Here is a 17692-nt window from a genome sequence, read left to right as displayed (position 1 = left end):
AGGCAGGGACAATGGGGGACGCATCATCTTCGGCTTCAAAGGTCGATTTCAGCGCGCTCGCCGTACTGCAAAAATGGCCGTCACTCGGAAATCAGCGCCGGCCGGACCGCGAGCCGTATCAGGTGAGCGAAGGCACGCTCGACGCCTGCATCTCGGAGTTCATGGCAAAGCCCGCGCCGACCAGGCATCTCTATGAGATCCGCACGGCGGCGCAGCCGCCGCTGGTCACGGACGTTCTCTCGCCCGAGCATGTCATCGAGCTGTCGCGGTTGAGGGAATTTCTCTGACTGTATGCGAACACCGCCGCCTCACGCGTACGACCCTCTCGTCTGCTTCTTGCGATCGGGCAGGAACCTTCTTCCGGTTTTTCCCGTTAGCGGAGATCGGAAAGCCAAGACGTGAGTATCTCAGATGCTTGAAGCTGGCGTGCCATCCCCGGTCGTGCCCTATGGCGCCGACCAGACCCTGTTCGTGGTGATCGATCGCCTCGACGAGGCAACCGAAATTCGTGTCGAGCGAAGCGATCTCGACACGACGATCAACGATCTCGTCGCCGGTTGCTTCAGCGATCCCATCAAGGTGATCTCGTTCAACACGCTCGAGCACTGGATGAAGGACATCTCGACCGATGTCGCGGGCGAGATCCAGTCGCGCTGCGACATCGACGGGGTGACGCTGCCCGACTATCTCAGCGATTTCGTCGAGAGCCATAGCTGAGCGCGCATCGCCTTCGCGAGACCCTTCAAACCGGAGGCAACAAAAAAGCGCCGCTGCCGCGGCGCTTTTCCTTTGGCATGCTCCTAGTGATGCCAAAAGATCGCCAGCAGCAGGATGATCGGCAGCGGCACGCCCAGCAACCAGAGCAAGGCACCTCGTCCAAAGCCCATGACTTCCTCCTCCACGTTCATGACTGACATGACGCCGGAGACGACAAGAAGTTCCGCGCCTTTCGGCGAGGGCAAATGCGCTCAATGCATGGTTTTACGGAAGTTAGGCGCGTCGCCGGGCGGCGATGACCTCGATCTCGCGGCGGCGTTCGCCGGCGAAGGTCAGGAGCTTTTCGATCGTCAGCGTATCCGTGATCCGTTTGGCAAGTCGCTCGGCACGCGCTGCCTGATCTTCGAGATGCTGGATCGTGTTCAAGCGCCGTCTCCCCCAAAGCCCCGGATTGCCGGGCGCCCATGGTGCGGGAGAGCCGCTAACAGTCGGTTAAGCGCGACACCGCCGGTGTCGATCAACCGCGCCTTACTGCACGACGTCGAGCCGGACGTTGGCGATGCCCTTATCGACCATGCCGAGCGCCTCGGCCGCGGACGGCGAGATGTCGACCACGCGTCCGCGGACGAAGGGCCCGCGATCGTTGACCCTGACGGTCACGAAGCGGCCGGAGGAGACATCGGTGACGCGCAGCCTGGTGCCGAACGGCAATGTGGGGTGAGCCGCGGTCATCTCGTTCTTGTCGAACTTCTCGCCGCTCGCGGTCTCGGTGTCCGAATAGAAGCTGGCCACGCCATGCGAGGCGGTCGGCTTCGCGTCGACCGTATCTGTGTGGACGTGCGGCCGGCTGATCGGCCGCGGATGCAGCGCCGCCACGCGATGCGGGCGCTCGACCGATGCCTGCCGGCTGGTGGTGGCAAGATCGGCCCTCTGGCGGCCGACCGGCGATTGCGCGCATGCCGCGAGCGATGCGGCACCGATGACGGCAAGCAGCAACCGCGTCGAGGTTGCCGCCGAAGGCAGGGTCGTTTCGGCACTTGCAAAGCGAGACATGATGCGCCCTCCGAACACGCCCAAGTTTCGGTGGGCAATCAGGGCGGAACCTTGTCTGAACGAAAGCGGCCTTGCGGCCAGCATCGTTTGGCGGCGGCTGTGATGAATCCACCACAGTCACCTGTCCTGAATCGATACAGATCAGCGGTAAATCACTCCGATACGACGCGCCAGACGATCGGCCGGCCGTGGCCCCCGGGCCTCAGTATTTCGGCTCGTACATCTGCGACTGGACCAGGCCTTTCACGTCGTTGGGCGCGGGTCCGTCGGCGAGCCCTCGCTGGTAGGCGACATCGGCGACAGCAACCGCAATGCGGGCCGAGACTTCGCGGATGCGCGGCAGCGCCGGGTAGAGGCTGCCCTGATCGAGATCCTCCTTGCCGACGCAATCGGCGAGCGTATGAGCCGCCGCCATGAACATCTCGTCGGTCACGAGCCGCGAGCGGCTGGCGATGACGCCGAGCCCCACGCCGGGGAAGATGTAGGAGTTGTTGCCCTGGCGCGGCACGAAGGTGCGGCCGTTGAGCTTGACCGGATCATAGGGGCTGCCACAGGCGAACAGCGCGCGTCCCCCGGTATAGCGATAGGCATCTTCCGCCGAGCACTCCGCCTTCGAGGTCGGGTTGGACAGCGCGAACACGATCGGCTGCTCGTTGAGCTCCGCCATCGCCTTGAGCACGTCGGGCGTGAAGGCGCCGCCGACCGCGGCGACGCCGATGATCGCCGTCGGCTTCAGCGTCTTGATCGCGGTGAGGAAGTCGGAGATCGGCGCCTGGTCGGTATGGGCATAGCGGAGCTTGTGGCCGTGCAGGCCGTCGCGGCCGCTGACGACGAGACCGCGGGAGTCGACCAGCCAGTTGCGCCGGAGCGCATCGGCCTCGGTTGCCCCCTCCGCCATCATCGCGGAGACGACGAGATCGGCGATGCCGGTTGCCGCCTCGCCGGCGCCCAGGAACAGGATGCGCTGATCCCTGAGCTTGCCGCCGCTCACCTTGAGCGCCGAGAACAGGCCGGCGAGCGCGACCGCCGCGGTGCCCTGGATGTCGTCGTTGAAGACGCAGGCGTCGTCCCGATATTTGTGCAGCAGCTTGAACGCGGCATGGTTGGCGAAATCCTCGAACTGGATCAGCACGCCCGGAAACGTCTTTCGCGCGGCGGTCATGAACTCGTCGACGAAGCTGTCATAGGCCTCGCCGGAGAGTCGCCGCTCGCGCAGACCCAGATAGTAGGGATCGCCCAGCAGCTCCTCGTTGTTGGTGCCGACGTCGAGCACGATGGGCAGGCATTGCTCGGGATGCACGCCGGCGCAGGCCGAATAGAGCGAGAGCTTTCCGACCGGAATGCCCATGCCATTGGCGCCGAGATCGCCGAGCCCCAGGATACGCTCGCCGTCGGTGACGACGATCAGCTTGGCCGGATAGGGCCAGTTCTTCAGGATCTCGGCGATCTGGCCGCGATCGCGCGAGGAGATGAACATGCCGCGCGGGCGCTGGAAGATCAGGCCGTATTTCTGGCAGGCGAGCCCGACTGTCGGCGTGTAGATGATCGGCTGGATCTCGTCGATATTGTCGACGACGACGCGGAAGAACAGCGCTTCGTTGCGGTCATGCAGCGCGTTCAGCGCGACATATTTTTCCAGATCGGTCGGCAGCGTACGCAGATTGGTCAGCACGCGCTCGACCTGCGTCTCGATCGTCAGCACGCAAGGCGGCAGCAGGCCGCGCAGCCCGAGCGCAGCGCGCTCCGCCTCCGTGAAGGCCGTGCCCTTGTTGAGCAGGGGATCGCGCAGCAGCGTCATGCCTTGCGCGGAATCGGATGAGGTCGAATGGGCGCCGACCCGAGCAGCTTTATTCACGAATTCCCCCAGGGAGTTTCTTATTGAAGGGCAAACATTGTCGGCCAGCGCTCAGGCGAGATCAAGCACCGAGCGACACGGGCACCGATTGTGATCTCGCACCGCAGCGAGATTTTCTCGATCGATCGGCGGTTGCGCGCGACCAAAAGTTGACGCAGCAACGCACTCACCCTCATGGGGAGGAGCGCGGAACGCGCGTCTGCGGACGATGATCCGCATCGATGCGGCGGCATCGGCACTGGGCTCCCTCTCCCCGGGTGCTTGCGGGAGAGGCGGAGCAAGGCCGCGGACAATCTTCGTCAAAGGCGTTCGCGGTGACCTTGCCGACACGGCCTGCGTCCGCTCCCGACATTCCAACGGAGGCCGAGCGGCAATCGCCCGCAGCCCTCGGCGCCTTTCAAATGGCCGGGATCGAGAGATGGTGGCCCGCCGTGAAGGTTGCGGACATCAGGCCGGAATGGCTGCAGGCACCGTCGAGGCAAGCGGTGAGTTGACCGAGCCGCTATCCGGCGGCGCGCCGCGGCGTGAGATTTCCGGCATGATCCGCCGGTGGCGCAACGTGCATCAAGATGGTCTGGGTGGCGGATGCGACCTCGATACCGTTCTGCTGGAAGCGCTGCTTCATGCGCCGGTTGAATTCGCGCTGGACCGGCCAGCGGCCGGCCTCGGTGCAGCGGATCTGGCCGACGATCGACACCATCGCGCCATCGACCTTGTCGATGCCCCAGAGCTCGAGGTCGCCGCGGATCAGCGGGCGGAATTCCGTCTCGCGGCGCATCTCCTCGACGATCTCCTTGAGGATCTGGCCAGCGCGGTCGGTGTCCTCCTTGTAGGCGACGTTGACGCTGACGGAGGCGTTGCCGGCGCCGCGGCTGGCATTGGTGATGGTCGTCACCGCGCTGAACGGCACGATGTGCACCGCCCCGTCGCCGGCGCGAAGGCGGATGGTGCGGATCGAGACGTTCTCGACCACGCCCGACAGTCCCGACACGCTGACGGTGTCGCCGACCTGCACCGTGTTCTCCAGCAGCAGGAACAGGCCGGTGATGAGATCCTGCACCAGCTTCTGCGAGCCGAAGCCGATGGCGATGCCGACGATGCCGGCGCCCGCGAGCAGCGGCGCGACATTGACCCCGATTTCGCTGAGCGCGGTGAGGCCGACGACGGTGGCGATCAGGCACAGCAGCGCCGTGCGCAGCATCGGCTGGAAGGTACGCAGGCGCGCCGCACGGGCATAGTGTCCGTCGCGCGACAGCGTGTTGATCTGCCGGTCCAGCAGCGCATTGCTGGCCTCCCAGATCGCCGCAGCGATGAATACGGCAACGCCGATCGTCGCCACCGCCGAGAGCAGCCGGCTGCCGATCTGGCCGCCATAGAACCAGACGATGGCATCGACGCCCCAGACCTCGAGCACGGCGACAAAGCCGATCAAGGCAATCACGCTGGAAACGATCTTGCGCAGCAGCGGCAGATAGCGGTTGGCGCGGACCTCGAGCCCCGGAAAGCGCTGCAGGATTTCCGGCTGGATACGGAAGCCCCGGTCGATCAGGCCCAGCGTCACCATGATGGCGACCCGCGTGATCAGCACCACCGCGATGGTGCCGACGAAATATTGCAGCAGCAGCGAATAACCGTTGCGGATGTTGAGCGCCCAGACCGCCCACATCGCCAGATCGAGTGCGATGGCGAGATAATGCCAGCCGCCGGCAATGCGGTTGCGCAGGCGCGCCGCGATCCCCTGCCTGTCCGCCGGCGCGCGGATGGCATCGGCGACCTGGCGGCGGCATTGCAGGATGATGACGACGACGAAGAGATGCACGACTAGCATCACCATGCGAATGAGCGCGGCGTAACCGGCGCGGTGCAGACCGAGCAGAAGCGCCACATTGGCGAACGCGATACCGGTCACGGCAACGCCGACGATGCGACGCGCCCATATCTCGACATAGGCCGCGGTCTCGGCGCGCACCGGAAACAGGCCGAATGGCCCCGCCAGCGCGCGGACGACGCAGATGAGCCCGCGCGAGAACGCGTAGGCGTTGACGACGGCAAGGATCACGAGGCGCACGGTCGCGGGCTCGCCGATTTCCGTTCCGAGCAGCGCAGTCGCCAAGCTGACGAAGACGACCACCGGGAGCAGTTCGAGCAGCAGCCGTCCCAGCACGAAGGGCAGCCGCAGCAACGTCTGCCAGACGCGGGCGAGGCTGTGCCGGCGCTTGTGCAATTCAGGCGCGGGCGTGACATCGGCGACCGATGACGGTGGATCGGCAATGGGCAGTGCCTGCATCGGCAGCCGCGCGGCTTGCGGCGCGCGCCCTTCCAGGAACGCGACCGGACGCCGGATCAGGCGGACGCCAACCCACTCGGCCGCGAGCGCACAGCCGAACACCAGCGCCAGCTTCCAGGCGATCTCGATCAGGAGATTGTAGGCGTCGGGGTCATTCGCGGTCCGCACGATCCAGTAGTAGAACGCCGGAAAATGCGTGAGCGTCCGCGCCATCCCGGCAACATCGCGCGAGATCTCGCCGATCTCCTCGGACACCGTGAGCAGAAGCTGCGCGCCGAGGCCGTCGGCCGATAGCGGGATCGGCGATTTCTGCTCGGGCGCGGGTGCCGGCTGCGGACCGGACGCATTCGCGATCGCGCGCAGGGTGTCGATCATCTGCGTGCGCTTCTTGTCGTCCTGGAGCGTTTCCAGCGCCCGCCTGGCGTCGTCTGGCGACAGCGCGGCCGCAGGATTGGCGGCCGGCATGGCCGGCCTGACCGGCTCGGCGCGAGCCGCGGCGAGAGACGAGACGGCGAGAAAGAAGGCGGCGAGCAGCGCAGAGGCAAGCTTGTTCGACACGCGGATTCCCCAGGATAAATGAAATGCGCCGGCGGAATCGTGACCGCGCGAAGCACTGCGTCATGTCGGATCGTGGCTATTCGCCCCGTCCCTGTGTCGGAAGTTTGCCAATCAGGCGACATTCTCTTGGCATTTCCGCCAACGCAGACCGGAGGGAACCGTGTGGTCGATGTCGCAAAAGCATGCGACGTTGCTGATCGGAAATCGGGGGGCCCGCCCAACAACCGCGCCACGCTGCACGAGAAGCAGCCGGTCTATTGGCAATGGCTCGGCGATCTCTTCGGCGTGGAGAAGAAAGCATAGTCAACGCGATGGGTTCAAAAACGCACAGCGCCGGGCAGGTAGGGGCTTTGCCTCACTGATGCAGCCCTCTAGACCTTTACCCGGCGTGCCGTTCGCGGTTTCCGCCGCTATGCGATAGACCGAACGAGCTCCGTCGCACTTAACGCGGCTGGATTTGCGGAGGTGGAGTCATAGACCTCCCCTTGCTCATGAGGTGGACGTTGCGCGTCGCTTGTCTGCGACCATCGTGATGCTCCTCCCGTGACATAAAACTGTCAAGCGGGATCAACGGCCTGCGGATCACATTTGCACGCCTGTTCCGCGGCAGACTGACCGAGTGAGAGCGCGGAATAAATCCCTTCTCGCAGCGTTTGTACGAGAGATCATACTCGTCGCATCGCCCCATCCCTTTTTCAGAAAGCCAGAGATGAAAGCATTATCCTGCATCGCCGTTCTCGCGACCCTCGTCACCGGATCCGCTTTCGCGCAGACCCCGCCGCAGACCTCGACCAGAAAGGTCGACGGCACCGACAACGTCTACATCTTCCGCTATGGCGGCCATCAGTCGATGTTCGTGGTGACGCCGAAGGGCGTGATCGCGACCGATCCGATCTCCTACTTGCGTCCCGCCAAACCCTATATCGACGCGATCAGGGCCGTCACCGACAAGCCGATCAAATACGTCATCTACAGCCACCACCATTACGATCACATCGCCGGCGGCCAGCCCTTCAAGGACCTTGGCGCCACCTTCATCGCGCATCGCCGCACCCGGGAGCGGCTGCTCGAGCTCAAGAAGCAGAACGCGCTCCTGGCCGACATCGTGATGCCGGACCAGGTGGTCGACGACATCAAGACGATCACGCTCGGCGGCACCACGCTGGAGCTCGACTATGTCGGCCGCAACCATTCCGACAATTCGCTGGTGATGCGGCTGCCGAAGGAGAAGCTGGTCTTCGTCGTCGACTTCGCGCCGATCGAAAGCGTCCAGTTCCGCAACATCCCCGACAACGCCTCGCCGCTGGAATATATCGCCTCGCTGAAGAAGCTGGCCTCGCTGGATTGGGAACGCATGATCCCCGGCCACCCCAATGCCGGCGGCCGGCTCGGCACCAAGAAGGATGTCGCGGACGACATCGCCTACATGGAGGATCTCTCGGCCGAGGTGAAGAAGGCGGCCGACGCCGGCAAATGCTTCGACACCGCGATGAAGGAGGTGAAGCTGCCTAAATACGAGAAGTGGGCGAATTACGAGGCCGGCCTGCCGGCCAATGTCGAGCGGTTCTGCTATTGGTGGGGCCGGGGGTATTGATTATCCTCCCTCTCCCCGTTCTTGCGGGGAGAGGGTCAGGGTGTGGGGCTGCTTCCACAAAAATGGTGAGAGCTGCCTTGGCGCAGAGCCCCCACCACAAGGATGACGATGATGGCACTATGCCAGTGTTTTGCCCGACGGGTCAACGAAAATTCTTAAAATCCGAACGATGACGCCAGGCTGTTGATTCCGCTGTCGCCGGCTACTGTGCATGGGGTTGTTTCGCGCCCTTTCATTTCGCCCGCTTCTTGTTCCCCTTCGCTTCCCGCTCCAACGCCTCGCGCACGTTGTCGAACTCCGCCAGCGAAGCCTTGTCTGCACGGGGAAAGCGCAAGTCCAGCTTTTCCAGCTCCGCGACGATGACCGAGCCGATCACGACGCGGGCGAACCATTTGTGGTCGGCGGGCACGACGTACCAGGGCGCATGAGCCGTTGCCGTGTGCCGGACGATGTCCTGGTAGACCGCCTGGTAGCGCGGCCACAGCGCGCGCTCCTTGATGTCGCCCATCGAGAACTTCCACTGCTTGGCCGGCTCCTCGAGCCGGTCGAGAAAGCGTTTGCGCTGTTCTTCCTTCGAGAGATTGAGGAAGAATTTCAGCACCACGGTGCCGTTGCGGGAGAGATAGCGCTCGAAGGCGGAGATGTCCTCGAACCGCTCCTTCCAGATATTCTTGGTAACGAGCCTCGAGGGCAACTTCTCCTTCGCGAGGATATCCGGGTGCACGCGCGCCACCAGGCACTCCTCGTAATGGGAACGGTTGAAGATGCCGATCCTGCCCCGCTCTGGCAGCGCAATCACATGGCGCCAGAGAAAATCATGGTCGAGCTCCTTGCTGCTCGGCGCCTTGAAGGCGTGGACGTCGCAGCCCTGCGGATTGATGCCCTCGAAGATCGCCTTGATCGCGCTGTCCTTGCCGCCGGCGTCCATGGCCTGGAACACGATCAGCACCGACCAGCGGTCCTGGGCGTAAAGCTTCTCCTGAAACTCGATCAGCCGCTTCTTGTTGGCGTCGAGAATGTCTTGCGCCGCGTCCTTGTCCAGATCGCCCCTATCGTTGGTCTTGTAGTCCTTCAGGTGGAACTTGCCGGACCCGTCGTGGCGGAATGGCGTGATGTAACGGTCAAGTTCCTGGGCGAGCGATTTGGACGGCTTTTTGTTCATGAGCGCGGGGCACCTTGCGTTGCGACTTCAATCGGTCGAGTACGCTACCAAGGATGCCCTTGGGAAGGAATATGATGAAAAGCACCAGCAGCACGCCGTAGACGAGATTGTCCCAGCCGACCGCCTTGGTGCCGAAGCCGATGCGCAAGGTTTCCGCAAGCAGGATGGTGATGACGGCACCGACGGTCGGACCCAGCGAGACGAACAGGCCGCCGACGATGGCCGCAAATACCATCTGAAGCGACACTGCGATGCCGCTGACCGTGTCGGGCGTGATGAACATCTGGTACTGGCAATAGATCGCGCCGGCCAGCGCCGTCATCAGGGCGCTGATCAGCGTGATCTTGAGCTTCTCCGCGGTGACGTCGACGCCGGCCGCGGCCGCGGCATCCTCGTCCTCCGAGATCGCCTCGAGCGCGTAGCGGCTCATGCTGCGATCGACCAGGTGCCAGACGACGATTCCGCCGAGCCAGACCGCAAGCGCGATCAGGTACCACGTGGTCTTGTCGTCGAATTGCAGCGCCAGCAGCTTGTTGCCGGCCGCACGGTTCGGCGTGTAGCCGAGCGAGCCGCCGGTATAGTCGCGCGTCGCCGTGATGACCTGGAGCACGATGCCCGACAGCGCCAGCGTCACCAGCACGAAATAATGCCCGGTGATACGAAAGCGGAAACAGGGATAACCGACGATCAGCGCCAGCGCGCCGGCCGCGACCATGCCGATGGGGATGCCGATCCAGGGCGAGAGGCCGAGATGGTTCCAGAGCAACGCGGTGACATAGGCACCGATGCCCATGAAGCCGCCATGGCCGAGCGAGACCAGGCCGAACCGCCCCATCATCGACCACGACGTATAGGCGAACGACCAGATCAGGATCAGCACCAGAATGTGCAGATGGTAGGGATCGCGATAAACGAAGGGCAGCGCGACCAGCGCCGCCAGACCGATCCCCCAAGCCGCAAGCCTGCCTTGCCCCGTCATCGACGCCTCGCGAGCAGGCCCGCGGGCCGGATGAACATCATGACGATGAAGAACGCGAAAGCGAGCACGTAGCCCCATTCCAGGTCGGAGAACAGGCCGCCGAGCGAGATGATCTCGGCGAACACGAAGGCGGCGATGAAGCCGCCGATGAAATTGCCGAGGCCCCCGAGCACGCAGATCAGGAACGTGATCGGCCCGAAGGAAAGGCCGACGAAGGGATGCACGTCATATTGCAGCACCAGCAGGCATGCGGCGAGCCCGGCCAACCCGCCGCCGATGGCCGACGTGATGAGATAGATGCGTTTGGTGTCGACGCCCATCAGCGCCATGATCTGGCGGTCCTGCGAGATGGCGCGGATCGCGGTGCCGGTGAAGGTGCGCGTCATGAACAGATAGACCGCGACCATGCCGACCAGCGCCGCCAGGAACGACAGAAGTCGTGCGTAGCTGAAATTCATGTCGCCGAAGGCGAGCACCGGCAGGCGGATGCCCAGGTTGCGGAAGTCGATGCCGAAGGCGACGGTGGCAAAGCTCTGCAGCACGAACAGCACTCCGCCGGTCGCGAGCAACTGGTTGATCGGCGGCGCGGTGAGCAGCGGCGCGATCACGAGGTAATGCAGGAGAGCACCAAGCATCGCGACCAGCAGGATGGTCAGCGGTGCCGCGATGAAATAGCTGATGCCGTAATACTGGACCATGAAATACATGGCATACATGCCGATCATCACCAGCTCGGCGTAGCAGATCCAGGTCACGTCGATGACGCCGAAGATCAGGTTGAGCCCGAGCGCGAGCAGCGCCAGCACGCCGCCGAGCAGGATGCCGTTGATGACGGCCTCCAGCAGGTAGATGTCGAAAATATCCAGGAACGCCTGCATGGCCCCTCACACCCCGAGATACGCTTCCTTGACCGTGTCGCTCGCCAGCATCTCGGCCGCGGTGCCCGACGCGCGGATCGTGCCGGCCTCGATCAGATAGGCACGATCGACCACCTTCAGCACCTGTTGCACGTTCTGCTCGACGATCAGCACCGTCAGCCCGCTGGCACGTATTCGCTTCACCAGCTCGAACACCTGCTGCACCACGACCGGCGCCAGTCCCGCCGAGGGCTCGTCGAGCAGCAGGAGCTTTGGGTTCGACATCAGCGCGCGGCCGATCGCGCACATCTGTTGCTCGCCGCCGGACATCGTGCCGGCCATCTGATGGCGGCGCTCCTTCAGGCGCGGGAACAGGTCGAACACGACCTCGAGCCGCTCGGCATAGCGACCGCGCGCTTCCTTCATGAAGGCGCCCATCTTCAGATTGTCGTCGACAGACAGCTGCGGAAACAGCCGCCGGTTCTCCGGCACATGCGCGATCCCGAGGCTGACGATCTTGTGCGGCGGAGTAGCCAGAACGTCGATGCCCTCCATCGCGATCGACCCGCGCGAAGGGCGGATCAGGCCGGAGACGACGCGCATCAACGTGGTCTTGCCGGCGCCGTTCGGCCCGATGACCCCGACGGCCTCACCCGCATTGACGTCGAGATTGACGTCGAACAGCACCTGGAACGTTCCATAGCCGGCGTCGACGGATCGCAGCTCCAGCATCGACTACCCTCCCGCGCGGCGGCGCGCTTCGGCGGCCGCCGCCTGCGTGGTCTCGGCATCGGTGCCGAGATAGACCTCGATGACGCGCGGATCGCCCGCGACCGCGCTGGGCAGGCCTTCGGAGATCTTCTCACCGTGATCGAGCACCATGACGCGATCGACGACGCGCATCAAGACGCCCATGATGTGCTCGACCCAGATGATGGTGATGCCGAGCTCGTCGCGGATATTGCGCAGCATGTCGGCCGCCTGGCCCATCTCGGCCTCGTCGAGGCCGCCGAGGCTCTCGTCGGCGAGAAGCAGCTTTGGCGCGGTGGCGAGGGCCTTCGCAAGCTCGAGCTTTTTCAAGCCGGCCGCGCCCAGACCGTCGACGCCGGCGTGGCGATCCGTCGGCAGGCCCACCATCGCGAGCGAGCGCTCCGCCGCCTCCTCGGCCTTGACACGGCTGTGGCGGCCCTGGCCGTAGAATCCGGCGAGCGCGACGTTCTCGAAAATGGAGAGCCGCCGGAACGGCCGCGGGATCTGGAAGGTGCGGCCGACGCCGCGGTTGATGATCCGGTGCGGCGCGAGGCCCGCGATCTCCGAGCCATCGAACAGGATCGAGCCGGAGCTCGGCGCCAGCGTACCCGAGAGCATGTTGAAGATCGTGCTCTTGCCCGAGCCGTTGGGGCCGATCAGGCCGAGGATCTCGCCCTGATCGACCTTGAACGACACGTTGTTCACGGCGGTGAAGCCGCCAAACCGCTTCACCAGCCCGCTGACCTCCAGCACCGCCCCGCTCCGCTGCTACTGGTTGCTGTAGGTAGTGCCCTTGGGCAGCGGGAGCACGGCTTCGCGTTGCGCCTGGCTCTTGGGCCATACCACCGAGGATTTGTCGTCGATGTACTGGATCACGACCGGGAATGACCGCTCGTTCTGGCCGGCCATCGGCGTGCCCTCACCGTAGAACTTGACGCCGAAGCCGAGCATCGTGCCACCCTCGGGAATGTCGGTGTCGAGCGCCGCCTTGCGCAGCGCTTCGGGATCGACCCCGCCATACTTCTTGATCGCACGCGGCAACACGTCATCCATGAAGACGTAGGTGTTGGACGCGCCGATGCCGACATGGGCCGAGCGGATGGCGACGCCCGGCTTGATCTTGTCGAACTCCTCGCCGACCATCTTGATGACGGGTGCAAGCTTCGGGTTCATGGTCTTCTGGTTGGCGAGCCAGATCGATATCGGATCGGTATTGAAGATGTAGTTCGCGTCGGCGCCCATCCCCTCCTTGAGCTTCTCGTAGACGCCGTAGCCGGCGCCGTGACCGACGAGTGCCGCGAACTTCAGGCCCTGCTCGCGCGCCTGCCGCAGCAACAGCGTGATATCGGGGTTGTAACCGGTGTGGAAAATGACATCGGGCTTCGCGCGCTTCAGCTTGGTCACCAGCGCCGAAAGATCCGGCGCGGTGGCCGAATAACCCTCCTTCAGCACGATGTTGAAGCCGGCCTTCTTCGCGCCGGCCTCGTTGCCCTTGGCGACGTCGACGCCGTAGGCGCCGTCCTCGTGGATGATGGCGACGCGGAGATCCTTCGGCTCCTTGCCCAGTTTCTCCTTCGAATTCTGCGCGATGAAATCCATCGTCATCGCGCCGAACTGATCACCGCTCGCCTGCGGGCGGAAGACGTATTTGTAGTTCTTGTCGGCGAAGACGGCGGACGAGATGCAGGTCGTCATCCACATGAATTTCTTGAGCTGCTCGACGCGGGCGGCGACCGGCACGCATTGCGCCGAGGAGAAGAAGCCAAGCACCAGATCGACCTTCTCCTGCTCGAGCAGGCGGACGGATTCGTTGATGGCGATATCGGGCTTGCTCTGCGCGTCGGCATAGACGGCCTCGACCTTGTAGCCTTCGACGCCGGTCTTGCTGAAATGGTCGAGGATGATCTTGGTGCCGAGATATTCGAGCTCGGAGCCGCCGCCCGCGAGCGGGCCGGTCAGGTCGAATATCACGCCGATCTTGATCTTCTTGTCTTGAGCTTGGACCGAAACGGTCAGCCCCATCGCGGCAATCGCGATCAACAGCCCACGTACCAAGCGGGCAGCCATGCGCAGGCGCATCTAAACCTCCCTGGACGATTGTGCATTGCGTCTTTTGTTTTGCTTTTCGCCCATCACATGGGCTCGGCCGCGCGATGTCAAGCCTCGTGCGTCAGCGCGAGGCGAACTGCTGCGCGACGAAGGCCGTGACAAATCGCGGCATGGTCGGCGTGAGATCGTCCATCCCGCGAACGAGGTGGATGGCCGAAAGCTCCGGCTCCTCCTGGCGCGCCAGATTGGCTTCGATCCGCGCGCGAGCTGCCTCACCCGGCATATCCAGGTTGAGGATCTGGATCATGGCAAGTGAGGTGCCGGTGACGACGCAGTGCCAGTCCGCCTCCGCCGAGTAGTCGGCAGGGGACAGGCCGGTCTCCTCCTCGAGCTCGCGGACGACGCTGCCGGGAATGTCGAGCGCGCCGTCCCTGACATCGTCGAGGTCGGGCGTACCCGACGCGAAGTAGATTCGTCCCGCGTTGGCGGTGTGATGCGCCATCTCGCCCATCACGAAGGCGCCATCGGAGGTGCGCAGCGCCCCCATGCCGAACCCGTTGAACACGGCCGGATCGGGAAAGCCCCAGTCCCGCCAGGCCAGGAAGCTGGCGAAATCCGTCTCGAAATAGGTCGCCGCGAGATGCCCCCCTGTGAAGACAGCATCGCGCCCGAGCAGGACCCGGCCGTTCCAGAGTTTCGGCCGGGTGCGCTGCTGCTCGGCGAAATGCGCGGCGATCTCGGAGCGCCGCTCCTCGGCGAACGGCCAGACGACGGGACGCACGGCAAGATCAAGCGTCGTGACGCGATGAATGGTCGATGCGGTCATGACGCGTGATTACCAGGCCATCGCGTCGGCTATTTGGAGCTCCCCGTGGTCTTCTTGGCCTGGTCGACGAACTTGTTGGTAAAGGTCTTGCTGACATCGACCTTGGCGTTCGCAACTTCGGGCGAGCCGAGGCTGAACACGGCGAGCACGGCGTCCGCGCCCTTCGGGTCCATCTTGCCGGTCTCTGAGAACATCGGGATCGTGTTCTTGAGCGCGGCGAGATAGAGGTCCTTGTTCTTGCCGACCATCTCCTCCGGCATCTTCGTCATAATCTCCTCGGGAGAATGCGAATGGATCCAGGCGATCGTGGCCAGCATCGCGTTGGTAAGCGCCTGCGTCTCCTTCTCGTGGCCGTTGATCCAGGCCACGGTCGAGTAGAGTGCGCCGCCGGGATATTCGCCGCCGAAGGTCTCGAGCGTGTCCTTTTGGGTGCGGGTGTCGCTGAGGATTCGCAGGTCCTTATGGCTGCCCTGGAGCACGGTGACGGAGGGATCGAGCATCACCGCGGCGTCGATCTGTCCCTGCTCCATGGCCGCCACAGCCGTAGCCCCGAGGCCGACGCCGATCACGGCGGTGCCGGCGGGATCGAGCCCGTTCTTCTTCAGCAGATATTTCAGGAAGAAATCGGTGGAGGAGCCGGGCGCGCTGACGCCGACCTTCTTGCCGGCGAGGTCCTTGATCGACTTGATGTCGCCCGTATGCGAGGGGGCGACCACCAGCACGAGGCCGGGATAGCGGTCATAGACCACGAAGGCCTGAAGCTCCTGCTTCTTGGCCGCCAGGTTGACGCAATGGTCGAAATAGCCTGAGACCACGTCGGCGCTGCCGCCGAGCACGGCCTTGAGCGCGTCCGAGCCGCCCTTGAGGTCGACCAGGTCGACATTGAGGCCGGCCTTCTCGTACTCGCCGAGTTGCTTGGCCAGCACGGTCGGCAAATAGCACAGGCAGGAGCCGCCGCCGACCGCAATGGTGACCTTGCTTTGCGCTGCGGCAAGACCCGTCGTGAGCGTCAGCGCCAGCAGCGCGCCGGCGAGCCTGGCAATCGTGTTCTTCATTGGTTTCCTCCGTTCGGCTGCGGCACCATAGAGCAGCGGGACCGGCTTGAGAAGCACCGCTAAGTGGCACCAGCCATTGGTCTTTCGGCGCAACGATAGGCGTACAAGACCATTCCCGATGGGGAGCATCATCATGAACCGCCTTGTCGTCGGGTGTCGGTCAGCGCCGCCTTCGGCGCCGGATGCGATGCAGGGCTCCCACCGGTGCGCGGGCTCTTTTGCGTTAGCCGTGCCCGTCCACGGTCGGTCGCCACACCAGCAGGCGCCGCTCCACCAGCGTGACGCCAAAATCGATCAGGATGACGAAGGCCGACAGCACGAACATGCCGGCGAACACGCCGCCAACGTCGAACACGCCTTCGGCCTGCTGAATGAGATAGCCAAGACCTGCGGCCGACCCCAGATATTCGCCGACGACCGCGCCAACCACGGCAAAGCCGACCGAGGTGTGCAGCGAGGAGAACATCCACGACAGCGCCGAGGGCCAATAGACGTGTCGCATCAATTGCCGCTCGCTCATCCCGAGCATGCGGCCATTGTCGAGCACGGTGCGGCTGACCTCCTTGACGCCCTGATAGACGTTGAAGAACACGATGAAGAACACCAGCGTCACGCCGAGCGCGACCTTGGACCAGATGCCGAGCCCCAGCCATAGCGCGAAGATCGGCGCCAGCACGACGCGCGGCAATGCGTTGGCCATCTTCACGTAGGGGTCGAACACCGCTGCGACCAGCGGCTGTCGCGCGAACCAGAAGCCGATCAGCACACCGCCAACCGAACCGATCACGAAGGCGAGGACGGATTCCCATAGCGTGATCGCCAGGTGCTTCCAGATCACACCGCTCGCGAACCACTTTACGATCTGGCTGAACACATCGACCGGATTGGAGAAGAAGAACGGCGGCAGCAGGACTTTTCCAAAGACCGGAACGCTCGAAAAGAACTGCCACAGCGCGATGCAGACGATCGCGACCAGGGCTTGCAGCGCAAGCAGCGTGACACGGGACATCAGACCGCCTCCGCCGCGTGAGTGGATTGCGCGTAGCCCTTCATCACCTCGTCCTTGAGCACGCTCCAGATCTCGCGATGCAGCGCATGGAAATCCTTGTCCAGCCGCACCTCGAAGATGTCGCGCGGGCGAGGCAAGCTCACGCGCCAGTCGCCGATGATGCGCGAGGACGGTCCGGCCGACATGATCACGACGCGGTCGGCGAGCGCGATCGCCTCTTCCAGATCATGGGTCACGAACAGCACCGCCTTGCGGTCGGCGTTCCAGAGATCGAGCAGCAGATTGCCCATCACCTGGCGCGTCTGCGCATCGAGCGGCCCGAACGGCTCGTCCATCAGCAGGATCTTGGGATCGCGGATCAGGACCTGCGCCAGCGCCACGCGCTTGCGCTGGCCGCCGGAGAGCATATGCGGATAACGGCCCGCAAAGGCGCCGAGGCCGACGGAAGTCAACCATTTCTGCGCCTGCGGCAACGCCTCGGCGCGCGGCGCGCCCTTGATCTCGAGCCCGATCGCGACATTGTCGAGCGCGGTCTTCCAGGGGAACAAGGCGTCGGCCTGGAACAAATAGCCGGCATCCCGATTCAACCCCGCAAGCGGCCGGTCGAAGATCTTGACGCCGCCGGAGGCAGGCTTGAGCAGCCCGGCGGCGACGTTGAGCAAGGTTGATTTTCCGCAGCCGGTCGGCCCGACGATGGCGACAAACTCGCCCTGCGCGACCGTCAGATGGGCCTTCTCCACCGCCGTGTAGACCCTCCCGTCCCCCAGCCGGAACGCAACCTTGGCATCTTCCAGCGCCACCGCCATGGGCGTTGTCATGTGTTTCCTCCGAACCCGGCTTGATGCCTTAGCCTCTCGCGCGGCCAAGTTCAATCAACCGGCCAAGCGTGCTACGCATGGGTCTGTCATCCCCTCCCCATCGGGCGGGTCAACGAAGTGAGC

General features: G+C 64.1%; 19 protein-coding genes and 1 pseudogene. 5 read left to right on the top strand and 15 right to left on the bottom strand.

What is annotated here, in order from left to right; translation table 11 throughout:
- The first annotated feature begins 11 nt into the window (after positions 1 to 11).
- Together QY049_RS18835 and QY049_RS18830 are read left to right on the top strand one after the other, a co-directional pair.
- Complete coding sequence (locus tag QY049_RS18835; protein ID WP_194480320.1) at positions 12 to 287, top strand: hypothetical protein; 276 nt, start codon at positions 12 to 14, stop codon at positions 285 to 287.
- A 124-nt stretch (positions 288 to 411) separates the two neighbouring features.
- Positions 412 to 717, top strand: a complete 306-nt coding sequence (locus tag QY049_RS18830) for a hypothetical protein (RefSeq protein WP_194480318.1) — start codon at positions 412 to 414, stop codon at positions 715 to 717.
- Positions 718 to 800: 83 nt separating this feature from the next.
- Here QY049_RS18830 and QY049_RS18825 read toward each other — a convergent pair whose 3' ends face one another.
- The 4 genes from QY049_RS18825 to QY049_RS18810 all read right to left on the bottom strand — a co-directional run bounded on the left by QY049_RS18825 (position 801) and on the right by QY049_RS18810 (position 3625).
- Positions 801 to 962 carry a hypothetical protein gene (locus QY049_RS18825; protein ID WP_301269818.1) on the bottom strand — a complete coding sequence of 54 codons (162 nt, stop codon included), beginning with the start codon at positions 960 to 962 and terminating at the stop codon, positions 801 to 803.
- Between the two features lie 28 nt (positions 963 to 990).
- Entirely contained in the window at positions 991 to 1143 is a 153-nt protein-coding gene (locus QY049_RS18820; protein ID WP_258765849.1) for a hypothetical protein, read from the bottom strand.
- A gap of 102 nt (positions 1144 to 1245) precedes the next feature.
- A complete protein-coding gene (locus tag QY049_RS18815; RefSeq protein ID WP_194480315.1) occupies positions 1246 to 1770 on the bottom strand; it encodes a septal ring lytic transglycosylase RlpA family protein in 525 nt (174 codons plus the stop codon).
- 202 nt (positions 1771 to 1972) lie between these two features.
- Positions 1973 to 3625: an NAD-dependent malic enzyme gene (locus tag QY049_RS18810; RefSeq protein WP_194480314.1), complete on the bottom strand. Its 1653-nt coding sequence runs from the start codon at positions 3623 to 3625 to the stop codon at positions 1973 to 1975.
- A 296-nt stretch (positions 3626 to 3921) separates the two neighbouring features.
- Here QY049_RS18810 and QY049_RS18805 point away from each other — a divergent pair.
- Positions 3922 to 4119: pseudogene (locus tag QY049_RS18805) on the top strand (hypothetical protein); the annotation flags it as partial.
- An 8-nt stretch (positions 4120 to 4127) separates the two neighbouring features.
- On the opposite strand, the gene QY049_RS18800 reads toward QY049_RS18805, so the two are convergent.
- Positions 4128 to 6470 carry a mechanosensitive ion channel family protein gene (locus QY049_RS18800; RefSeq protein WP_301269817.1) on the bottom strand — a complete coding sequence of 781 codons (2343 nt, stop codon included), beginning with the start codon at positions 6468 to 6470 and terminating at the stop codon, positions 4128 to 4130.
- 162 nt (positions 6471 to 6632) lie between these two features.
- Here QY049_RS18800 and QY049_RS18795 point away from each other — a divergent pair, with 162 nt between their 5' ends.
- Positions 6633 to 6773 (top strand): hypothetical protein, encoded by a 141-nt coding sequence (locus tag QY049_RS18795; RefSeq protein WP_301269816.1) that lies wholly within the window; start codon positions 6633 to 6635, stop codon positions 6771 to 6773.
- Between the two features lie 406 nt (positions 6774 to 7179).
- Positions 7180 to 8064: an MBL fold metallo-hydrolase gene (locus QY049_RS18790; RefSeq protein WP_194480310.1), complete on the top strand. Its 885-nt coding sequence runs from the start codon at positions 7180 to 7182 to the stop codon at positions 8062 to 8064.
- 232 nt (positions 8065 to 8296) lie between these two features.
- Here the strand turns inward: QY049_RS18790 and QY049_RS18785 are convergent, their stop codons facing one another.
- From QY049_RS18785 to QY049_RS18740, 10 genes are all read right to left on the bottom strand, one after another.
- Positions 8297 to 9226: a polyphosphate kinase 2 family protein gene (locus QY049_RS18785; RefSeq protein ID WP_301269815.1), complete on the bottom strand. Its 930-nt coding sequence runs from the start codon at positions 9224 to 9226 to the stop codon at positions 8297 to 8299.
- Entirely contained in the window at positions 9186 to 10205 is a 1020-nt protein-coding gene (locus QY049_RS18780) for a branched-chain amino acid ABC transporter permease (protein WP_194480307.1), read from the bottom strand. The genes QY049_RS18785 and QY049_RS18780 overlap by 41 nt, the downstream gene beginning before the upstream one ends.
- Positions 10202 to 11083, bottom strand: a complete 882-nt coding sequence (locus QY049_RS18775) for a branched-chain amino acid ABC transporter permease (protein ID WP_128964792.1) — start codon at positions 11081 to 11083, stop codon at positions 10202 to 10204. Before QY049_RS18775 ends, QY049_RS18780 begins: the two co-directional genes overlap by 4 nt.
- A gap of 6 nt (positions 11084 to 11089) precedes the next feature.
- A complete protein-coding gene (locus QY049_RS18770; protein ID WP_194480305.1) occupies positions 11090 to 11794 on the bottom strand; it encodes an ABC transporter ATP-binding protein in 705 nt (234 codons plus the stop codon).
- 3 nt (positions 11795 to 11797) lie between these two features.
- Positions 11798 to 12565 (bottom strand): ABC transporter ATP-binding protein, encoded by a 768-nt coding sequence (locus QY049_RS18765; protein WP_301269814.1) that lies wholly within the window; start codon positions 12563 to 12565, stop codon positions 11798 to 11800.
- Positions 12566 to 12580: 15 nt separating this feature from the next.
- A complete protein-coding gene (locus QY049_RS18760) occupies positions 12581 to 13891 on the bottom strand; it encodes an ABC transporter substrate-binding protein (protein ID WP_194480303.1) in 1311 nt (436 codons plus the stop codon).
- 91 nt (positions 13892 to 13982) lie between these two features.
- A complete protein-coding gene (locus QY049_RS18755) occupies positions 13983 to 14687 on the bottom strand; it encodes an NUDIX hydrolase (RefSeq protein ID WP_194480302.1) in 705 nt (234 codons plus the stop codon).
- Positions 14688 to 14716: 29 nt separating this feature from the next.
- Positions 14717 to 15742 (bottom strand): ABC transporter substrate-binding protein, encoded by a 1026-nt coding sequence (locus QY049_RS18750; RefSeq protein ID WP_301269813.1) that lies wholly within the window; start codon positions 15740 to 15742, stop codon positions 14717 to 14719.
- Positions 15743 to 15965: 223 nt separating this feature from the next.
- A complete protein-coding gene (locus QY049_RS18745; protein ID WP_258765839.1) occupies positions 15966 to 16751 on the bottom strand; it encodes an ABC transporter permease in 786 nt (261 codons plus the stop codon).
- On the bottom strand, positions 16751 to 17569 hold the full coding sequence (locus tag QY049_RS18740) for an ABC transporter ATP-binding protein (protein WP_301269812.1): 819 nt from the start codon (positions 17567 to 17569) through the stop codon (positions 16751 to 16753). Before QY049_RS18740 ends, QY049_RS18745 begins: the two co-directional genes overlap by 1 nt.
- Positions 17570 to 17692: the final 123 nt, after the last annotated feature.

Origin of the sequence: Bradyrhizobium sp. WYCCWR 13022, from assembly GCF_030435535.1 — a bacterium.
In the GTDB taxonomy this organism is placed as follows: domain Bacteria; phylum Pseudomonadota; class Alphaproteobacteria; order Rhizobiales; family Xanthobacteraceae; genus Bradyrhizobium.
The sequence above is the reverse complement of the archived record's forward strand: the minus strand, read 5'-3'. Positions and strand labels throughout refer to the sequence as shown.

What these genes read in the sequence shown, in the direction of transcription:
- QY049_RS18835 (WP_194480320.1), top strand. Translation starts at nt 12, where the DNA reads ATGGGGGACGCATCATCTTCGGCTTCAAAGGTCGATTTCAGCGCGCTC.
- QY049_RS18830 (WP_194480318.1), top strand. Translation starts at nt 412, where the DNA reads ATGCTTGAAGCTGGCGTGCCATCCCCGGTCGTGCCCTATGGCGCCGAC.
- QY049_RS18815 (WP_194480315.1), bottom strand. Translation starts at nt 1,770, where the DNA reads ATGTCTCGCTTTGCAAGTGCCGAAACGACCCTGCCTTCGGCGGCAACC.
- QY049_RS18790 (WP_194480310.1), top strand. Translation starts at nt 7,180, where the DNA reads ATGAAAGCATTATCCTGCATCGCCGTTCTCGCGACCCTCGTCACCGGA.
- QY049_RS18785 (WP_301269815.1), bottom strand. Translation starts at nt 9,226, where the DNA reads ATGAACAAAAAGCCGTCCAAATCGCTCGCCCAGGAACTTGACCGTTAC.
- QY049_RS18780 (WP_194480307.1), bottom strand. Translation starts at nt 10,205, where the DNA reads ATGACGGGGCAAGGCAGGCTTGCGGCTTGGGGGATCGGTCTGGCGGCG.
- QY049_RS18775 (WP_128964792.1), bottom strand. Translation starts at nt 11,083, where the DNA reads ATGCAGGCGTTCCTGGATATTTTCGACATCTACCTGCTGGAGGCCGTC.
- QY049_RS18770 (WP_194480305.1), bottom strand. Translation starts at nt 11,794, where the DNA reads ATGCTGGAGCTGCGATCCGTCGACGCCGGCTATGGAACGTTCCAGGTG.
- QY049_RS18760 (WP_194480303.1), bottom strand. Translation starts at nt 13,891, where the DNA reads ATGCGCCTGCGCATGGCTGCCCGCTTGGTACGTGGGCTGTTGATCGCG.
- QY049_RS18755 (WP_194480302.1), bottom strand. Translation starts at nt 14,687, where the DNA reads ATGACCGCATCGACCATTCATCGCGTCACGACGCTTGATCTTGCCGTG.
- QY049_RS18750 (WP_301269813.1), bottom strand. Translation starts at nt 15,742, where the DNA reads ATGAAGAACACGATTGCCAGGCTCGCCGGCGCGCTGCTGGCGCTGACG.
- QY049_RS18745 (WP_258765839.1), bottom strand. Translation starts at nt 16,751, where the DNA reads ATGTCCCGTGTCACGCTGCTTGCGCTGCAAGCCCTGGTCGCGATCGTC.
- QY049_RS18740 (WP_301269812.1), bottom strand. Translation starts at nt 17,569, where the DNA reads ATGACAACGCCCATGGCGGTGGCGCTGGAAGATGCCAAGGTTGCGTTC.